Annotated in this window: 14 protein-coding genes and 1 tRNA gene; 8 read left to right on the forward strand and 7 right to left on the reverse strand. The window is 68.5% G+C overall.

The features are described 5' to 3' along the window. Positions 1-437 precede the first annotated feature (437 nt). Positions 438-6,485: a DNRLRE domain-containing protein gene (locus STRBO_RS0137685; protein WP_005476767.1), complete on the forward strand. Its 6,048-nt coding sequence runs from the start codon at positions 438-440 to the stop codon at positions 6,483-6,485. A gap of 191 nt (positions 6,486-6,676) precedes the next feature. Next, positions 6,677-6,985: a hypothetical protein gene (locus STRBO_RS0137690; protein ID WP_005476768.1), complete on the forward strand. Its 309-nt coding sequence runs from the start codon at positions 6,677-6,679 to the stop codon at positions 6,983-6,985. Positions 6,986-7,423: 438 nt separating this feature from the next. Here the strand turns inward: STRBO_RS0137690 and STRBO_RS0137695 are convergent, their stop codons facing one another. Further along, complete coding sequence (locus tag STRBO_RS0137695; protein WP_005476770.1) at positions 7,424-8,152, reverse strand: ATP-binding protein; 729 nt, start codon at positions 8,150-8,152, stop codon at positions 7,424-7,426. Between the two features lie 363 nt (positions 8,153-8,515). On the opposite strand from STRBO_RS0137695, the gene STRBO_RS0137700 reads away from it, so the two are divergent. From STRBO_RS0137700 to STRBO_RS0137715, 4 genes are read left to right on the forward strand one after another with little or no spacing between them, the layout of a single operon-like run. Continuing rightward, positions 8,516-8,923 (forward strand): hypothetical protein, encoded by a 408-nt coding sequence (locus STRBO_RS0137700; protein ID WP_005476771.1) that lies wholly within the window; start codon positions 8,516-8,518, stop codon positions 8,921-8,923. After that, complete coding sequence (locus STRBO_RS0137705; RefSeq protein ID WP_005476773.1) at positions 8,895-9,419, forward strand: DUF6879 family protein; 525 nt, start codon at positions 8,895-8,897, stop codon at positions 9,417-9,419. Before STRBO_RS0137700 ends, STRBO_RS0137705 begins: the two co-directional genes overlap by 29 nt. 7 nt (positions 9,420-9,426) lie before the next feature. Continuing rightward, positions 9,427-10,281, forward strand: coding sequence for a helix-turn-helix domain-containing protein (locus STRBO_RS0137710; protein ID WP_028797079.1), 855 nt, complete (start codon positions 9,427-9,429; stop codon positions 10,279-10,281). A gap of 9 nt (positions 10,282-10,290) precedes the next feature. After that, positions 10,291-10,473, forward strand: a complete 183-nt coding sequence (locus STRBO_RS0137715; RefSeq protein WP_005476781.1) for a DUF397 domain-containing protein — start codon at positions 10,291-10,293, stop codon at positions 10,471-10,473. Positions 10,474-10,672: 199 nt separating this feature from the next. Here STRBO_RS0137715 and STRBO_RS0137720 read toward each other — a convergent pair whose 3' ends face one another. From STRBO_RS0137720 to STRBO_RS0137740, 5 genes are all read right to left on the reverse strand, one after another. Next, positions 10,673-12,388 carry a relaxase/mobilization nuclease domain-containing protein gene (locus STRBO_RS0137720; protein ID WP_005476782.1) on the reverse strand — a complete coding sequence of 572 codons (1,716 nt, stop codon included), beginning with the start codon at positions 12,386-12,388 and terminating at the stop codon, positions 10,673-10,675. Beyond that, positions 12,385-12,936 carry a MobC family plasmid mobilization relaxosome protein gene (locus tag STRBO_RS0137725; RefSeq protein WP_005476783.1) on the reverse strand — a complete coding sequence of 184 codons (552 nt, stop codon included), beginning with the start codon at positions 12,934-12,936 and terminating at the stop codon, positions 12,385-12,387. Before STRBO_RS0137725 ends, STRBO_RS0137720 begins: the two co-directional genes overlap by 4 nt. Positions 12,937-13,280: 344 nt before the next feature. After that, entirely contained in the window at positions 13,281-14,084 is an 804-nt protein-coding gene (locus STRBO_RS0137730) for a DUF2637 domain-containing protein (protein ID WP_020115715.1), read from the reverse strand. Between the two features lie 451 nt (positions 14,085-14,535). Next, positions 14,536-15,822 (reverse strand): DUF3631 domain-containing protein, encoded by a 1,287-nt coding sequence (locus tag STRBO_RS0137735; RefSeq protein WP_028797080.1) that lies wholly within the window; start codon positions 15,820-15,822, stop codon positions 14,536-14,538. 227 nt (positions 15,823-16,049) lie between these two features. Beyond that, positions 16,050-16,289: a hypothetical protein gene (locus tag STRBO_RS0137740; protein ID WP_020665673.1), complete on the reverse strand. Its 240-nt coding sequence runs from the start codon at positions 16,287-16,289 to the stop codon at positions 16,050-16,052. A 111-nt stretch (positions 16,290-16,400) separates the two neighbouring features. Here STRBO_RS0137740 and STRBO_RS0137745 point away from each other — a divergent pair, with 111 nt between their 5' ends. Beyond that, positions 16,401-17,066, forward strand: coding sequence for a helix-turn-helix domain-containing protein (locus STRBO_RS0137745; protein ID WP_005476789.1), 666 nt, complete (start codon positions 16,401-16,403; stop codon positions 17,064-17,066). Continuing rightward, positions 17,063-18,676 carry a tyrosine-type recombinase/integrase gene (locus tag STRBO_RS0137750; RefSeq protein WP_005476791.1) on the forward strand — a complete coding sequence of 538 codons (1,614 nt, stop codon included), beginning with the start codon at positions 17,063-17,065 and terminating at the stop codon, positions 18,674-18,676. Before STRBO_RS0137745 ends, STRBO_RS0137750 begins: the two co-directional genes overlap by 4 nt. Before the next feature lie 128 nt (positions 18,677-18,804). Here STRBO_RS0137750 and STRBO_RS0137755 read toward each other — a convergent pair. Next, positions 18,805-18,878: transfer RNA gene (locus STRBO_RS0137755), tRNA-Thr, on the reverse strand. Between the last annotated feature and the right edge of the window lie 151 nt (positions 18,879-19,029).

The raw sequence follows: 19,029 nt of genomic DNA on the forward strand, positions 1-19,029 counted from the left end.
ATCGACCCGCCCCCCGTGAACTACCGCTGATCAGCCCCGTAGTGCTCCACCGCAGAACGTCACCACCGACTCGCACCACTGCTGGCACGAAGCCGAGCGATCGCACTTTCGTAACGCACACAAGGAAGACACTTGTTGATGTTGTAAGAAAAATGTCAAGGTTGGGCGTTTGTCTCTGCACTCACGCAAGGATCACGTTGCTGAACCAACCCCCAATATCCCAGCCGGAAGACGGCCTTCCGTCGACCGGTGGAACCCGCCCTGCCTGGTGGATGAGAGTCACAGCCGCCACGGCGACTGCCGCCCTTGCCACACAGGCCATGCTCTTCACGCAGGCCACTGGCCAGGCGATTGCGGCACCGGGACCCGCGAACTCCCCCGCAGCCAAGCCTTCACTCGGCGCCCCTGAGGCCCAGGACGCAATCACAGCGCACCTGTTGGCACGGCTGCAGAGCCGCCGCATCGAGATTCTCGACGAGCGCACCGAGTCCACCACGACCTACGCCCAGCCCGACGGCACGACGTCGGTGCAGACGTTCACCGGACCCATTCGCGCCAAGGACGCCAAGGGCCGCTGGCAGGACATCGACACCACACTGGTGGACTCGGGTGACAAGATCCGTCCCAAGCAGGCTGCCGCCGACGTGTCGTTGTCGGACGGCACTTCCGCAGAACCTCTTGTCGAGGTGGAGCGCGGCAAACACGCCCTGGGCATCGGCTGGACCGGCGATCTGCCGAAGCCGGAGCTGAAGGGTGCGACCGCGACCTACAAGGACGCCGTCGCGGGGGGCGGCGACCTCGTGGTCACCGCGCTGAAGGAAGGTTTCTCCCACTCCGTCATCCTCCACGAACGGCCCAAAGGCCCCGTGGAGTACCGGATTCCTGTGGAGGCAACCGGACTGAAGCTGACCGAAACCGCCTCCCAGGGCATGCGCTGGGAGGACACCAAAGGCGCGGCCAAGGCGACCGCGCCCGCCCCGGTCATGTGGGACTCCTCGTTCGATCGTGCCTCCGGCGACTCCCGGCACATCGCGCCGGTCGACGTCGACATCCAGGCAGGCGAAGACGGCGAGGGGCAGGTCCTCGTTCTCAAGCCGGGCAAGTCGTTCCTCGACAACCCGGAGTTGACCTATCCGGTCACGATCGACCCCACCGACTCGCTCATGGGACCGGTCACTGACACCTGGGTTCAGTACGACGACTACCTCACCTCCCAGCGCGGATCAGCCGAGCTGAAGGCAGGCACGTACAACGGCAGCGAGAAGGCCCGTTCGTTCCTGAAGTTCAACGTCGACAAGTACAAGGGCAAGCAGATCCTCGATACGGACCTGCGCCTGTACTCGTACTACTCGTCGACCTGCTCCACCGACAACTCCGGCAACCAGGTCCGCCGTATCACCGCCGACTGGGACCCCTCGGCGATCACGTGGTCCAGCCAGCCCGCCACCACCACGACCGGAGCGGTGACCTCCACCGCCGCCAAGGGCCACAGCTCCTCCTGCCCCGCCGGGCATGTCTCCTGGGACATCGACACCATCGTCCAGGCATGGGCCGACGGCCAGCCCAATCACGGTCTGCGCATCGGCGCCGTGGACGAGACCGACCCGCTGACCTGGCGGCGCTATCACTCCGCCAACCAGACCGACGGCGCCCACAACGCGAGCCTTGAGCCGTCGCTGACAGTCGTCTACAACACCAAGCCCGGCGCCGCCGTCCCGATCTCACCCCTCAGCGGGGCGGCGATCAACGACACCACGCCGACTCTGACCGGCAAGGCCATGGACGCCGACGGAAACACCGTCCGGCTCACGTACGAGATCTGGACCTCCACCGGCACGTCCGCCCTCCAGACCGGCACGTCCGCCTACACCGCCTCCGGTGTGGCCGCACCCTGGACCCCGGGCACAGCGCTCGCCCCCGGCAGCTACAAGTGGCGTGCCAACGTCTACGACGGCAGTGCGTGGAACGGGACCTGGTCGGCCTGGCAGCCCTTCACGGTCGACACAACCAAGCCCGCCGGGACCGAGGTCTCCTCCACCGACTTCCCCTCCGCTCAGTGGTCCGGCACCCCTGACTCCGACGGAGACTTTTCCGGCTCCTTCACCTTCGCCCCGCCCGCCACGGATGTGAAGGATGTCCAGTACAGGCTCGACGGCGGTGCATGGACGACCGTCGCCACCACCGGTGCGGCCGTGACCAGGACACTGACCTTCAAGGCCGGCCAGCACACGGTCACCGCTCGCACCCGGGATGCGGCGGCCAACGTCTCCACAGAGGCGAGTTACTCCTTCGCGGCGGGCAAGGGCGCTGCCCTGACCTCTCCGGCCGAGGGCGACCGGCCGGCGCGCCGCGCCATCCTGGCAGCCCAGGGCCGTACGGAGTACACCGGCGTGCGCTACCAGTACCGTCACGGTGAGGCCGACGACACGTGGAAAGACGTGCCGCTCGCGGACGTCCGCCGCAGCTCGGACAACACCGCGGTCTCCGGCTGGCCCGTCGCGGTGACCAACGGCAAACCCGCCTCGCTCTGGTGGAACGTCACCGAAACCCTCCCCAACGACGGACCCATCGATGTCCGAGCCGTCTTCACCGACGGCACCACCACCGACGCCTCCCCCGAGACATCGGTCGTGATCGACCGCAACGCCGGTGAGGCGCCGACCGCGCAGGTCGGCCCGGGCTCGGTGAACCTCCTCACCGGTGACTACAAGCTCGGAGCCAAGGACGTCTCCGCCTTCGAGGTCTCGGTCAACCGAACCGCGTCCTCGCGAGCCAACCCGGACGACTCCGAGGGCCAGGCCGACATCTTCGGCCCCGGCTGGGTTTCGTCCGTCAGCGCCGAGACGGCCGGCAGCGGCTATACCCAGCTCCGCAAGACCTCGTCGACCTCCGTCGAGATCCTCGATGCCGACGGCGGGTCCACCGCCTTCACCGCCACCCCTGCCGGCGGCTGGAGCCCGGAGGCCGGCGCCGGCACACTCAAGCTGACCGGCTCGCTGACTGATGACACCTTCACGCTGAAGGACACCGACGCCACCACCACCGTATTCACGAAGGCCGGTCCCGGCACCACCACGTGGACCCTCGCCTCCTCAGCCGCAGCCGTGGACGACTCGACGGTCACCGTCGTTGCCGAGACGGTCCCCGAGGGCACCGGGAAGGTCGCCCGACCGAAGTACCTGATCTCCCCGACCGAAGCGGTTTCCTCAGCGACCTGCCAGGCAACGCCCAGCACTCGCGGCTGCCGTGTGGTCGAGTTCGTCTACGCGGCCACCACTACCGCGACCGGCTACACGACAGCCGGGGACTTCGGAGACTTCACCGGCCAGGTGAAGGAGATCAAGCTGTGGGCCACCGACCCCGCCGCGTCGACGGCGCGTTCCGAAGCACTGTCCGTCTATCGCTACGACAAGGGCGGCCGACTGCGCCAGCAGTGGAACCCGCACGATTCACAGGCCACCCAGGTCCAGTACTCCTACGATTCGGCCGACCGGATCTCCTCGCTGAGACCAGGCTCAGACAAACCCTGGAACTTCCACTACGGCAAGGCGGGATCCTCCCTCACCGCAGGTGAGGGGATGCTGCTCAAGGTGACCCGTCCGACCCTCGCGCAGGGCACTGCCGACACCCCAGACTCCACGGCCACCAGCACAGTCGTCTACGACGTAGCGCTCACCGGCACCAAGGCGCCGAACCAGATGGGCGCCGCTACGGTGAACGACTGGGGGCAGGACGAGGTCCCGGCAGACGCCACGGCCGTCTTCCCGGCCGACTCCGTTCCCAACTCCTCCACCGGCGCGGACCTGTCTGCCGCCGCCTACAGCCGCGCGAACATCACCTACATCGACGCCAACGGGCGGGCGACCAACACCGCGGCCGCGGGCGGCGGCCTGTCCCTCACCGAGTACGACGCCCACGGCAACACCGTGAGCACGCTGAGCGCCGCCAACCGGGAACTCGCCCTCGGCACGGGGCCGGCCGCCGACGCACAGCTCTCGACACTGAATCTCACCGGTCTCTCCACCAGAGAACGCGCCGAGCGCCTGTCCCACCGCACCGTCTACTCGGCCGACGGGGAACGCGTTACCCAGACCTACGGGCCGCTGCACCAGGTGGCGCTGACCGGCGACGTGACAGCCTCCGGAGGAAGCCCGGCGCTGCCTGGGGGCTCACTGGTCGCGGCCCGTGAGCACACGGTCTACCACCACGACGAGGGGCGTCCGGACGGCGCCGCCGTCTCCGGGCAGGTCACCTCCACCAGCACCGGCGCGGCGATCGAGGGCTACGCCAACGACGCCGACGTCCGTTCCACGGCTACCACGTACGACTGGAGTACAGGCGAGGAGATCGCCACGAAGGACGGCAGCGGCAACCAGCTGGGGGCCACCCGCTCCACGTACCGTGAGGACGGCAGGTTGGAGTCCACCAGCCTCCCCGCTTCCTCGGGCAGCGACGCGGGAACCCTGCTGTACACGTACTACACCGAGGGCGGCACCGGAGTCTGCGCGGACCGGCCCGAGTGGGCCGGTCTGCTGTGCAAGACGGCTCCCGCGGGTGCCGTCACCGGCGGCGGCAGCAACCCGGATCAGCTGGCCACGACCACCTACCAGTACAACCGTTGGGGCGGTGTCACGTCCACCGCCGTCACCGCCAACGGCGTCACGCGCACCAGTGCCGTCACCTACGACGACGCCGGCCGCCGTATGTCGGCGAGCATCACCGGGGGAACAGGGACCGAAGTCCCGGCGACCTCCTACACCTTCGACACCGAAACAGGAAAGACGCTCACACAGTCCAGCGGCGGAAAGACGGTGTCCTACGGGTACGACTCGCTGGGCCGTCTGATCTCCTACAAGGACGGCTCCGGCAACACCACGACGACCGAATACGACGATCTCGACCGTCCGGTGAAGTCGGCCAACTCCACGGGCGCCCGCACCGACTACAGCTACACGACCGGCGGTGAGCTGGCGACCGTGAAGGACTCGGTCGCAGGCACCTTCACCGCCGACTACAACGCGGACGGGGCGCTCGTCTCACAGAGCCTGCCAGGCGGCTACAAACTCAGGATCACTACCGACACACTGGGCAGGCCGGCCGCCCGGGAGTACACCGCAGCGGACGGCACCCTCGTCGTCGCGGACGTCGCCGAGTACGCCATCACCGGCCAACAGGTCGGCCACACCCAGACCGACGGCACGACCGTGTCCACCGACTACCGCTACGACGCTGTCGGACGCCTCACCAAGGCCGCCGACACCGCCGCGGCCGGCTGCACCACCCGCACCTACGCCTTCGACGGCAACCGCAACCGCACATCGCGGACCGTCACCAGCGACGACTGCGACACTGCCACGTCGGACGCGGTCACGGAGCAGACCTCGTACAACTACGACAGCGCGGACCGTCTGGTCGGCTCCGGCCGTTCCTATGACGCGTTCGGCCGCACCACCGGCAAGGACGGGGTCACGCTCGACTACTACACCGGCGATCTGCTCCGCACAGAGACCAAGGACGACCAGCGTCGCACCTGGGCCCTCGACGGCGTCGGCCGCATGGCCGTCGCCACCACACAGAGCCGCGGCACGGACGGAACCTGGACCACAACGGGCACCCTGACACAGCACTATGGCGACAGCTCTGGCAACCCGGACTGGGCCGAGCACAGCGACGGCACCATGACCCGGTTCGTCAACGACGTCTCCGGTGCGCTCGGAGCCACCACCTCGGCCTCGGGCGGCGTGGTACTCCAGTTGTCCAACCTGCACGGGGATGTCTCGGTCCGCCTCGACCTCGACACCCCGGCGAACTCGAGTGCGCAGCGCTACGACGAGTACGGCGTCGCCCAGGACGGCACCGGCCCAACCCGCTACGGCTGGCTCGGCGCTTCGCAGATCTCCAGCGAGACCCTCAGCGGCCTGACGCTGACAGGCGTGCGGGTCTACGACTCCTCCACCGGCCGTTTTCTGCAGACGGACCCGCAGTACGCGGGCGGCGCCAACGCCTACGCCTACTGCAGTGCGGACCCGGTGGGCTGTCGTGACCTCAGCGGCCTCGCCGACTACTACCGCTACTACGACCTGGGCAAGACGAAGGCTTCCAGCGCGAAGGTCTTCAGGTATTGGAAGAGCCACTTCAAGGCGATCTTCCCGATCCCGGGCCGTCCCGACAAGATCACGAAGGAGGGCCAGGACTTTACGCTCTGGCCCGTGGTTCAAGGTATCTCCATGTACTTCCCGATGAACGTCAACAGCATCGGCAAGAGCTACCTGCAGCTCGGTGCCCGAAAGGGGCACCCCGACTGGCCGGGCGGCTGGATCGGCTTCGACCTCTACAAGAAGAAGGGCCGCATGAAACTGGAGGTCCGAGGCCACCTCGGCGGTGTCGCGGCTATCTGCGGACGTAGCTGCTCCGAGGCCGCGGCCGCACCGTACTGGGACAAGCTCGGGAGCAACCTGAGAAAGCTCGTGAAGAAGAAGTTCTGATCCACCGAGCTCCTGCTGGCGGTTCCGTGACAAGAACTGTTCAGTCATGGAGCTCTACCGGGCCCGCGGCCACGAGACGCGGGCCCCGTCCCACCTGACCCATCGTGCAACCCCCCTCACTGCGAAAGACGACCACCATGACTAAAACGGCCCCCGCAAAGGCACGCAAACATCCGCGCAAATGGGCCCCGATGGTGGCGACCTCCTACATCGGTCTGATCACCCTGGCCGGTCTGGTCCGGGGAATCACCGGAGCCGAAGGCGACGGATACCTCGCCCTGCTGTACTTCCTGTCATTCCCCGGCTCTCTGCTGGTGAGCGCTCTTGTCGTCATCCCGTTGAACTGGGCGCTGGGCGGCAGCGGGACCGTCCCACAGGACGCGAACCCCTTCGGCCCGATGATCTACCTGACCGGCGGCGCAGTGGTCAACGTCCTGCTGGTCTGGTGCGTCTTCATCCTCATTCGCCGGCTGTCCGGCACCGGACGCCGCACCAGCTGACCTCACCCCCGCACACACCCGCGCTGCGATGCGGGCCAGTTACCTGTACTGAAACCGAGGGCTGCCACCCATGAGGTGGCAGCCCTCGACCCGTGGCAGGGCACGAAGGGGAGTCAGTTCGGCGACGTCCGGCGAACCCTGACAACGGCCGGCGAGGAGGCCCCGCCGGCGCGCACCACCGGCGAGCCCGCCCCGATCCCCGGCAGCGTCTACGCCGCATCCCGCCCCCCATCAACTCCAGCCGCGGCATGGGCGAAGGGGCCGCAACGGGGATGTCAGCGTCCAACCACGCCGTACGCCCATGGACGGCCTGGGCGAACTCCAGGACGCTGCTGCGAAGGCTCGCGCAACTTCTACCGCAACACCCAGCGCAGCCCCCACCGCAACCCGGTGCCGCAACCTGACGCCATCCCGTGCTCCTGGGCACCCCGGCGTTCCTCATCCGGCGCGCGCAGGCTCCTCCTCCGCGAGGTGGGGCAGAGGGGTTCCGCCGACCAGGGGCACAAAGCGCACCGGACGGGCATGCCAGACGAACTTGTACGGGCCGGCCGAGAGGGGGAGCGTGAACTCCTCGCCGTTCTTCAGGGCTTCGGCAGGCTCGCGCCATCCGTCGGACAGCCAGTCCCAGACGTAGCCGACCACCGACGCGTCGATGGCCGAGGCGATGACGCGCATCTGGATGCGAGCCCAGCGGATCGCGCGGTCCGGCGTGGGCATGGCCGCGAGCGAGAGCTGCTGGCCGTCCTCATTGCGCCACTCGCACCAAAACCCCGACTTGGGCATCACCGGTTCCGGTACGGCGATGGTGCACCACGTGAGTGTGCCGTCCTCGCTGGTCCCCCAGTCCTCGGCGAGAGCTTCGACGATCAGCATGCCGCGACCGCTCTCCTCGTCGGCGGCCGGTCTCTTCACCTGCGGCCGGCCCGGAGTTCCGTCAGCCACCTCGATGCGGACCTCGCCCCGCCAGTACGAGACGGAGATGCTGACGTCCTCCGTCTCGCCGTACCGGACGGCGTTGGTGACCAGCTCGCTGATGAGCAGGTTGGCTGTGTCGATGCAGGAGCCGATCCCCCACAGCCGGAGGTGAGCGGCACCGATCCGGCGCAGTTGCCCTACTCGCTGCGGTGCGCGGGTGGAGGAGACGACGAAGCGAACTGGCTGGTCCATGTCTCTCCTCGGACCGTGTACCTGCGGAACCCTTCCCTGCGGCGGAACAGCACTGGCTATGCCGCCGAAAGCGCTCCGTAATCTCCCGCGCGTCGCCTCGGGAGCGGTTGCACTCTGCAAGGCAAGAGCCATCGCTGTCCTCCGCACGTCACGGGCAGGAAAGTTGCTCTCGGCGCCACACCTCAGGTGCATCCGCCGACTTCCCTTGGTTGCTCGGGTTTGGAGACGACCGTAGGACGACTGTCTCTCAACCCCCAAGAAGATTGCGCGAGTTTGCAGCAAGTCGATTGACGGGGTAGATCGCCTCGCAGACCATCGTCGTGTCGCGCAAACCAGCGCAAGGCAGCGGACGGGAGAGCAGCCGTGAAGCTACGGTTCCTTGGCAAGAACTCCACCCCCGGAGACAGCCCCACCCTGTACGCCAGTGACCAGGACAGCTACGTCATTCAAGGCTGGAAGGTGTTCGCGAACGACTTGCTCATGCGGCTCGACGTGCCCGAAGGTCAGACGGTGATCGAGGTTCCGCCGGAGCTGTTCGAGCACCTGACGAAGGACGGACACGCAGCCGGCGAGATCAAGAGCTTCACCTCCCCGATCATGCTCGTCACGGAACAGGACACGTGCATCCTGCAAGGCCCGGAGATGACCGATCCCGAGGCGTTGAGTCAGATGCGGATGCCCGACTATGAGACCTGCATCGAGGTCCCCAAGTCCTCGATCACGGCCCTGCTGGAGGAGAACAGTGGACCTGATCACCTCGGCCCAGCGTGACGAGCTGTTCAGCAGCTTCGAACGCGATGCCTTCCACCTGGAGCTGAGGGACGACTACGGGTCTCCCGTCGAGGACACGCCCTACGCGCGGTGGCAGAGGGGTGAGCCGGACGACTACGCGTGGCTCGACCCCTGGATGACGCTCATGAAGCGCGTCACGGGCGAAGGGAAGACCGTCAGGCGCGTCCGGGTCATCACCGAGCCGCACTCCCGATACGTCGGGTGGGAGCACTCGTTGACCCACCTCAACCAGGAGGCCGGCGAGGACATCCGATGGCTTCCGCGGCACCGCCTGCCGGAAGGCATCGACTTCCCGGTAGGCGGCAACGACTGGTGGCTGTACGACGACCGTCTCCTCGCCGTCGGCCACTTCGACCCCGAGGGCCGAGTGCTGGGGTCGGAAATCGTCGAGGACCCGGACACCGTGGCCGAGTGCGTCCGCGTGCGTGACCTGCTCTGGACCGCCGCCATCCCACACGCCGAGTACAAGCCCTGACCCATCAGTGAATAACCAAGCTCAAGAAGCACGAGAGGCACTGGGTGCCCGGCTGCGCGGATTCCGGAAGGACGCCGGATTCCCGAGCGGCCGGGCATTCGCCGTGGCCACGGGGTGGGCCGAGTCCAAGGTCTCCCGGCTGGAGAACGGCAAGCAGAACCCCAGCGAGGACGACATCCGGGTCTGGTGCATCAAGACCAACAGGCATGAGATCGTTGATGACTTGATAGCCACGGTGCGCCACATCGACGAGCTGTGGCTCGAGTGGCGCCGGCAGCTGCAGACAGGGGCGGAACGACGGCAACGCAAGGCCCTGCCGGTCTACGCCAAGACCAAGGTCTTCCGCATCTGGCACCCGACGCTCGTGTGGGGAACGATCCAGACAGCGGACTACGCGGCCGAGACGTTCAGACAGGTCGTCGACTACTACGAGATCCCCGACGACGCGGAAGCCGCCACCGCCAAGCGACTCGAACGGCAGCAGTACCTGTACCAGGGCAACCGGATCTTCAACGTGGTCCTCGGCGAACAGGCCCTCTACACCAACTTCGGCGGCCCCGAGGTGATGAAGGGGCAGCTCGACCGCCTGCTGGCGGTCATGCGGCTCCCCCGGCTGAGCCTGGGCATCATCCCCCGATCCGCACCCCTGGGCATCTGGCCCGGCAACTCCTTCTCGATGTTCGACGACAAGCTCGTCCTCGTCGAGACCTACTCGGCGGAGTTCTCCGTCACCCAGCCCCGCGAAATCGAGCTGTACACCAAGGCGTTCGCCCTCTTGCAACAGTCAGCGGTCTACGGAACAGCAGTCCGAAACCTCATCCTCACGGCGATCCACCACTTCGATCAGATGCCGAGCGACTAGGAGAGCACCATGCAGCCCGTGGCCCCGAACTGGCGTACCAGCTCCTACACCGGGACGGAGAACTGCGTTGAAGTGGCCGACAACGACGCGCAGCACGTGATGGTTCGGGACACGAAGGCCCGCGACCGGGGGCTCATGGCCGTTCAGCGAACGGCCTGGACGGCATTCGTGGAGTACGCCAAGCAGGGATAGTGCTGACGGTGTTCGGCCGGCTCTCTGAGGCGAGCAGGTTCGTAAGTCTTCCACCCGCCCGGCGCGCCCGCTGCCGTTCCGAGCGAAGCCGAAGCTGTGCGGCTGAGCCAAGCCGTAGGAACTGATGGCCTCGCCGCCGCGAGCGGCGAGGCCATCCATCTGATTTGGCCATGCCGGATGGGCACACTGCGCTTGGTACCTACCGGCGCTGTCGGTGCTGCTGTTCGGTAGGTGATGAAGTCACCGCCGGCATCCGACCATTTCCGGTCTGCTGAGCGGGGACCGAGCCTGCCATGGTCGACTGCAGGCGGGCGGCTTCGGCACGGCGGTTCGGCGCTGGGTTTCGGCCGGTGTGCTGGATGCGGGTGATGAGGACGCGGCCGGGCTGTCGTGCGGTGGTCAGCTCGCGCTGGGCAGCGGCGTCCTTGAGGAGCTGGTGGGGTTGGTGGCCGCGGGCTTCGGCGTCGGCGAGGACGGTGGCGAGCGCGGGCCAGGCCGGGTCGGCGAGGATTCGCTCGGCGTGGTCGGGGACGGCTGCTCGTACGTCGCTGGCCAGGGTGCGGCGGGCCTGCTCCCTGGGCGGCCGGGCTGTGAGTCCGGCGAGCACCGGTGCGATGGCATGGTCGGCAGCGCTCTGGAGGTGCCGGACGGCCTCGCGGGCGGCGTCGGCCTGGTGGGCGTGGTTCTTCGCGTCGTGCCAGCGCCCGGCGACGATGGTGGCCCAGACGAGGGCTGCGACCAGGGCGGCGAGTGCGCTGCCGTCGGGGCCGGTGGCGGTGTGGACGATGTCGCGTGCCGCGCTGCGCAGGGCGTGGGCGGCACGGTCTTCCGCCCGGACCTGGGAGCGCTGGGCTCGGGCGAACGCCTTGGAGGCGGCCCGGAGTTCGGCGCGCAGATGGGCGGGTGCCTTCTGGGCGGTGGCTTCCAGGAGTTCGCCGAGGGCGGCGATGTGGGCCTGGGCGTGGGTGTCGTCGGCGAGGCCGGTGTGGAGGGTGTCGAGGGCGTCGGTGGCTTGGTGCCAGGGGGTGCTGGGGTGGTTGCGGCGGGCGGTGGGGTGTTCTTCGGGCCGGCTGGATTCGAGGCGGGCGGTGATTTTGGGCAGGGAGAGGTCGGGGGAGATCTTGCTTCCGGGGTGGTAGATCTGCTCGCCGGCCTCGTTGACGTCACCAGGACGGCCAGCTGCATACCCCAGGAGGTCCCCTGACGGGCCGCGCCGGACCTGGACCTCGACGCCGGTGGCTTGCAGATAGGCGATGAATTCCTCGGCGCCTGTCACGTGGGGGATGGCGGCACGGATGCGGTCCTGGAGCCAGGCGGGGCTGGGCTGGTCCCAGCCGAGGCGTTCGGCCTTGTGCATCTCGGCCTGGGTGGGGCGGCGGGCGCCGGTGCGGTCGCCCTTCCTTAGCTGGCGCAGCCCGTAGTCCTTCTCGATCTCGCGGCAGGCGTCGCCGACGCGGATGCCGCTGTCGTGGAGTTTGGGGCGGCGGCCGTCTTCGCGGACGGTGGTGGCGAGGATGTGGATGTGGTCGTCGGCGTGGCGTACGGCGATCCAGCGGCAGGCCAGGTCGTCACCGGTCGGAGCGATGCCTGCGGCCTGGACGATGCGCTGGGCGATCTCGCCCCACTCGGCGTCGGAGAGGTAGCGGTCCTCGGGGGCGGCGCGGACCGGGCAGTGCCAGACGTGGTCGGTGACCGGCTTGCCGAACTCGCTGTTGCGCAAGGAGACCGGCTCATCGAGGTAGTGGCCGAGTTCGGTGAGGGTGGCGTTCTCGTCGCGGCCGGGGTCGGGCATGCCGAGCATCGCGAAGCCGGCCACGATGTGCGGGTCGAAGTGCTCGTCGTGGGTTCCGCGGCCGTAGAGGTAGGCGAGCAGTCCGCGGGTATTGGCCCCGGCCGGTTTGATGGCGGCGATCACGCGGATGCCTCCGTCTCTAGATCGGCGGGCTGGCGCAGGGCTTCGGCGATCAGCTCCAGCAGGTGGTGGAGATCGGCGAGGCGTTGGCGTATGTCGGGTGGGGTGTGGTCGCTGTTGAGGGCGCGGGCGATCTGGTTGACGTTGACGCCGATCCGGTTGAGCTGGCGCAGGACCTGGGCGCGAAAGTGGTGGGTGCGGCGGCGGTCTTCGGACAGGGGCAGGTTGGCGGTGAACCGGCCGGTGAGGAAGGCGAGGACGATGTCGGCGGCGAAGCCGGAGTCGCCCTTGTAGCCGTGCTCGGCAGCGGTCTGCTGGAGGCGGGCTCGCTGGTCGCCGGTGAAGCGCAGCGGGCCGACACGGTCGTTGCGCTTGGTGCCGGTGAAGCGGCGGATCGTGGGCTGCACGCTCTGCACGGCAGGCTCGCCGGCGGCGACGGCTGCGGGGCGCAGGACGGCTTGCTGGACGGAGTGGAGCGTATCCGGGTCGGGGCCGCCCTCGGCTCCGACCCCCTGGTCCGGCGCCCCCTGGCGCTGGGCCGTCTCCGCCACCCCCGGGGCGGAGACCCCCGAAGTCCGGCCTTGAGTCGGACTCGGGGTACTACTGGCTCCGCCAGGGGCAGCCCGTCCGAACGCCTGCCGCAAACGCCCCATCAGCGTGGGGGACTTCGTCAGCGGCAGCGGCTCGTCGGGAGTGTGGTCGGAGCGGTGCGGGTCGTGCGTCACGGGCGGTTCTCCGGAAGGGGCGGGGGCAGGCTGGTCGACGGGGAAGGACTGGCGGAGTGCTGGTGGCCAGCACGCCATCCACAGGTGTGGATAAGTGGGCGGTGAGCGGTGTGGTGGTCGGCTGGCCGGGGTGACCGGAAGGGGTTCCGGTCACCCCGCTGGGTTTCCGGTCAGCCCGCGCTCGGACCAGTCTTGGCGGCGGCCTCGATTTCGGGCCGGAGGATCTCCATCACCTCGGTCTGCCGCTGACTGCCGATCGTCAGGTCCCTGTCCTTGACGGCATTCCGGAGAAGGGAGCGGCTGAGTGTGCCGTGCTCAGCGAGGGCGATCCGGCCGATCTCCACGAGCTCCGCGAGCGTGGCCTTGGGCGGACGACCACCGCTCGGCTTGCTCTCCGAAACCTCGAGCGGTGGTTCCGTCGGCCGGACGGAACCGGCAGCCTGAGGCTCAGCGGGCCGGACCGGCTCGGCCGGTGGCTCAGCGGGCCTGGCGGGCGCGGTGACCGGTGGTTCCGGCAACTGGAAGGGTGCGGCGTCCCAGTGGTCGGCAGGTTGGTCGACCACTTGGTGGATCTGCCGCATCAGGACGCCGAAGGCCAGCAGTGCGGCAGTCGGGGGAACCGCGGCGACCACGTAGTCGAGGAGGGGCACAGTGCTGGCGTTGCCTGTGCCGCTGACCCCGGCCACGTTGAGTGCGATGGAGCCGACCGATCCGGTGGCGGTGAGGGCGATCGCCCAGCCGTCGGTCACCCGGCGCAGGCCCGCGCGGAGCATGAGCAGTTCGCCCGCGACGATGAACGCGTCCAAGGTCGCGGGCCAGGCCCACTGGCGGACCGGGGAGCTCTTGAGGCCGTGCTGTCCGGCGACCTCGGCGAGGTGCGCGTAGGACAGCCAGAACCCGCCGGCGGTGAGTGCCACGATGACGACTCCGGCCGCGACGAGCGCGTACCGCTCGGCCGCCTGCTTGGTCGTCATCGGCCGCCCTCCATCGGGGCGATGGTCCCGGTGGGTGGGTGTGGAGAGGGTGGTCAAGCGGGGTTCTCCTGGGGGTGATGGCGTGGTCCGTCTTTGCCGTCTTGGCCGTTGCATGCGCAGGTCAGGGCCGGTACGGCAGGAGGGCTGGTGTTCCGTCCTGGCGGCGCCGGCGCGTCCTGGGGGCACACACGGGCGACGGGTGCTGCGGTTCGGTGGCCACGGACGAATCGCATCCGTCTTGCCGTCCCGGCCGACAGCGTCGTGACCTGCGGTGATACGGCGGGGACGCCCGAGACGGCACAAGACGGATCCGGGCAGCGTCCGGTTGGTGGCAACGCGGCCTTCGTGATCGCGTTGCCGTCTTGCCCCCGGTTTCCGTCCCGGCCGCACGCCTTTTGACCTGCGGGATCACGGCAGGGACGGCAGGGACGGTCACCGGGGGATGCGGGGCTCAGCCCGAGGCTGGGGCGGTCGGCTCGGCGTTCACTGAGTGAACGGTGGGGCAGTAGCGCCGCCACGCGTCGAGGAACTTGTTGCGCATGTAGCCCTTGCGCTGGGTGCCGTCGGCGAGGCGGACGTTGCCGGGCTTGATGTCGTACCAGCGCAGCATCGCCGCCAGTTCGCGGGCGCTCAGCCCGCTGCGCCCCCATTCCGCCCACGGGCTCTCGGCGTTCTGACGCAGGTGGTGCAGCAGTTCGTCCGTGGAGAGGCTGTCGACCTCGCGCTGGGCGACGAAGACCCTGCGGATGTCGGCGAGGATCCGGGCCTCACCGGGCTGGTCCTCCTCCGCCTCGACCTCCGCGGCCACCATCCCCGCACACGCCGCCCGAGCCCGGCGGGGCCAGGACCCGGCGGCCAGGTCAGCGACGGTGATCAAGGGCTCCCAGGTGTCGGCAGCCCGGTCCTCCACCGGCATGTCCGGCTCCAGATCCGCAGCCTCGTCCAGCAGTGGCCTGGACCAGGCGGCGATACGGTCCCGCAGATCATGGAGTCCTGGGATGTCACGGCGCGAGCGGAACGGCTTGACGCTCTCGCCCTCGGCCCGGCGACGCATCCGTACCACGACCGACCGGTCCATGATCGTGTCGGGCAGGTCGCCGATCCCCGCCAGGGCGGCCATGGCGAAGGTGGCGAACCGGTGCGGGGTGTGGTCGTTGCCGACTACCCGGGTGACGTAGCGGTTGCGCTGGTGGCCGGCGTTGAGCAGGCCGCGCATCTCCTCGTTCTTCTCTGCCTGCTTCGGCGTGCCGAAGATGGTGTCCGCCTCGTCCACCAGCAGGGTGGGCGGCTCATCGGTGATGGAGCGGAAGATCGCCGCCGGGGTGGTGTTGATGGTGAGCATCGGCTCGTGGACCGTCTCGGTCAGCACGTCCAGCAGCCGTGACTTGCCGCACCGCTTCGCCGGCCCCACCACCGCCAGGCGCGGGGCGTGCTGCCACGCGGGCTGCAGATGCGTCGCCGCCACCCACAACGTGACCGCGTCCAGCGCCTGCGAGGAGGGCAGGATCACGAACTGGGCTATGTGGGCACGCAGTTCGTCCAGCAGCTCAGAGCCGTACGTCGGCTCCGGGTCTGGCACCGCCTCCTCGGCGGGCTGATCCACCGGAACCGTACCCGGCGCCCGCTCATCGGCCTCCGGGCCGGCTTCGGGCGCGTGGCCGGGCCGGCCGGGCACCGCGACCGTCGGCCATGCCGCTTTGCCGGGTGCGGAATGCGGCTCGGGTGTCGTAGGTTGCACAGGGCAGCTCCTTATTCGGTGACGTCGGGCATGCAGGCCCGACTCACGCAGGTCGTTCGTTGGAATGCGGGCAGTGGAGTGTGCGGAGCCTCCGGCGTTGGCGCGCCGGGGGCTTTCTCGCTTCCTGGGCCGGGGCGAGGGAACACGGACAGTACGTCCACGCCCCGACACAGTCCAGCATTTCTGTGTCAGCTCAGCGCAGAACCGTTTGCTACGCTGCCCCGCTTTCACGCCGCCAGCCCGAGCAGCTCCAGCAGGTCTGCGGTCACGACCCGGTAGGCGTTGCCGAGCCGCAGCACCTTGCAGGGATAGGCGCCCCGCTTCGCCAGCTCATAGCCCTTGCTCCGCCCGAGCCCCAGAGCCCGGTTGCTTGTATCCAGTTCAATGGCCACGGGAAGCGCGAGCAGCTCTTCCCTACTCATCCCCTTCGAGCCCTTCGGCTGTCCGGTTGTCGCGTCTTCGCGCATGTAGTGCGCCCCTTTCGGTACAGCCCTCGGCGAACATGCCCGCCACGTCCGGCTCCAGGCGTGTTCCAACCATCATGACCAAGCTAATGTGTCTTCATGACACAACGCGGTGTGGATGCTGATGAGGACGACTTCCCGGAGTGGGCGGATCGGATCAAGGCCAACGTGGCCGGCGAAGTTCGGCGGAGAAGGAAGGAGATGGGATGGAGCGCACAGGACCTCGCGGATCAGTGCGAGCGGCTGGGGCATCCCATCCCGCGCAACGTGATCGCCAACATGGAGTCCGGGCGCAGGGCCAGCCTGCCGCTGGTGGACGTCATGGTCCTGGCGGCGGCCCTGGAGACGTACCCGGTCTGCCTGATCTTCCCGGTCGGCTACGTCGAGCGGACCCAGGAACTCCCCTTCCAGGACCTCATCCCCACCTGGGACGCCCTGCGGCGCTTCACCGGCGAGCAGGAAATGCCCATGTACGACGCGGGCCTGGTCCCCGACTTCGAGCACCACGCCAGCCTCGTACAAACCGCCCTCGCCGCGCTCGAAGAGGAAGAGCGTGCGAGGTTCGCGGCCAAGACCACCACCAGCCGCGCCCTGCAGGAAGAAGCCGAGCGCAAGCGGGCCAAGTACGCCGACCAGGCCATCTCCGCCAAGTACAGCCTCCGCCACCTCCGCCGCGAGCTCCGCGAGGAAGGCGCCACCCCACCCCATCTGCCACCCGCGCTGGGCGATGTCGATTCACCCGAAGAAGAACCCAACACCACCCCGGAGGAACGCCTTTGAAAGGCTCCACCTACCGCCGCTGCTCCTGCCGTGACCCGAAGACCGGCAAGGAACTTGGCTCCTCCTGCCCCAAGCGCAGCAGCAGGAACCACTGCACCTACTCCATACGCCAGGAGCTGCCGCCCCGCGAGGACGGCAGCCGACGGTCCTTCGCCCGGGGCGGGTACGCCAGCCTCAAGGCCGCCCAGGCCGAACTCGACCACGTACGCGCCCTCCTCGGGCTCGCCGAGCCGGACGACCCCGAGGGTGTCCAGCTGATCGCCGAGATGCTGGCCGAGGTCAGCCGCGACAAGCTGCCCCTCCCCGACGTCGAAGAAACGAGGCGGCGCCTCAATGCCGGCCAGGACCTCGTGGGCAGCCTCACTGTGGGCGAGTGGCTGGACCGGTGGCTCGCGGGCAAGCGCATACGGAAGTCTGGCGTCAGCCGCTACGAGACCGACGTCCGCGTGCACCTCAAACCCCACATCGGCGAGCGGCGCCTCGACCGGCTGCGCGTGAGCCATCTCAGCGAGATGTTCACCGCCATCACCGACGCCAACGCCGAGATCCTGGAGCAGAACGCCCAGCGGCGCACGGCGGTCGAGGAGTTGGCGACCGTTCCGTGGAAGGGCGTGGAGAACCGGGCCCGCCGCACAGCCATGAAGGCGGCGATCGACGCGATGCCACCCTTCCGCCGCGTCACCGGGCCGTCCACACGCCAGCACATCAAGGCGACACTCCGCGCTGCCCTGAACGACGCTATCGGCCAGCAGATCATCACGTTCAACCCAGCGGCCCACGTCGAGATCGACCCCGTCCGCAAACCGAAGGCCCTGGTGTGGACGGACGAGCGGGTCGCCCGGTGGCAACAGACCGGCGAGAAGCCCTCCCCCGTCATGGTCTGGACGCCGGAACAGACCGGTGCGTTCCTCGACTTCGTGGCCACGGACCGGCTGTACGCCATGTGGCATCTGATCGCCTTCCGCGGACTGCGTCGCGGTGAGGCATGCGGCCAGCCATGGTCGGAGACCAACCTCGACCGGCATTCCCTCACCGTCACCGGCCAACTCATCCAGGACGGATGGGAAGTCGAGGCGTCCGAACCGAAGACCGACAGCGGGTTCCGCGTCGTGGCCCTGGACGACGACACCGTCGGCGTGCTGGAGCGGCATCGCAAGCAGCAGGTGGCGGACCGCGAGGAGTGGGGAACAGCCTGGGTCGAGACCGGGCTCGTCTTCACCCAGGAAGACGGCTCCTGGTTGCACCCCGGGAAGGTGACCGACCTCTTCGAGCGCCTCGTCGCCGCCTCCGGGCTCCCGCCGATCCGGCTGCACGACCTCCGCCACGGCGCGGCCACGCTCATGCTCGCCGCCGGCATCGACGTGAAGATCGTGTCGGACACGCTCGGGCACAGCGACACCCGAATCACGCGGGACATCTACCAGAGCGTCCTGCCCCAGGTCGGCAAGAGCGCCGCCGAGGCCACCGCCAAGCTGGTCCCGCTTCAGCGGAGGACCGAGGCGGAGGAGGCCGCCCGCAAGGCGGCGAAGGCCGCCAAGAAGGCCAAGGACAAGGCGAAGGCCGAGGCCAGGGCCAAGAGGAAGGGCAAGCGGAAGAAGCCCAAGAAGTAGGGCGCCGGCCCGCTCCGCTCACGCATCGCTCACGCAAGCCATCCCACGGCTCCCCGGCCGTGTGCCGCACCATGCCCCGAGCAGCAGAAAACCCCAGGTCACGGGCTATGTGACCTGGGGTTCCTCGGAGCCCCCTGTCGGATTCGAACCGACGACCTACGCATTACAAGTGCGTTGCTCTGGCCAGCTGAGCTAAGGAGGCGTGGCCCCTCGCGGGGGCGCCCGTGCAGTGTACCCACGTCACAGGGTGTGCTCGTCGAAAATTTCCGCGAAGTTCACAGGGGTCCAGCTACTGACAGACCAGGTGAACGACAGGTACCGTCCTGACCCAATCCACTCCCGTGGACTACACC

It is taken from the genome of Streptomyces bottropensis ATCC 25435, assembly GCF_000383595.1.
Lineage (GTDB): Bacteria > Actinomycetota > Actinomycetes > Streptomycetales > Streptomycetaceae > Streptomyces > Streptomyces bottropensis.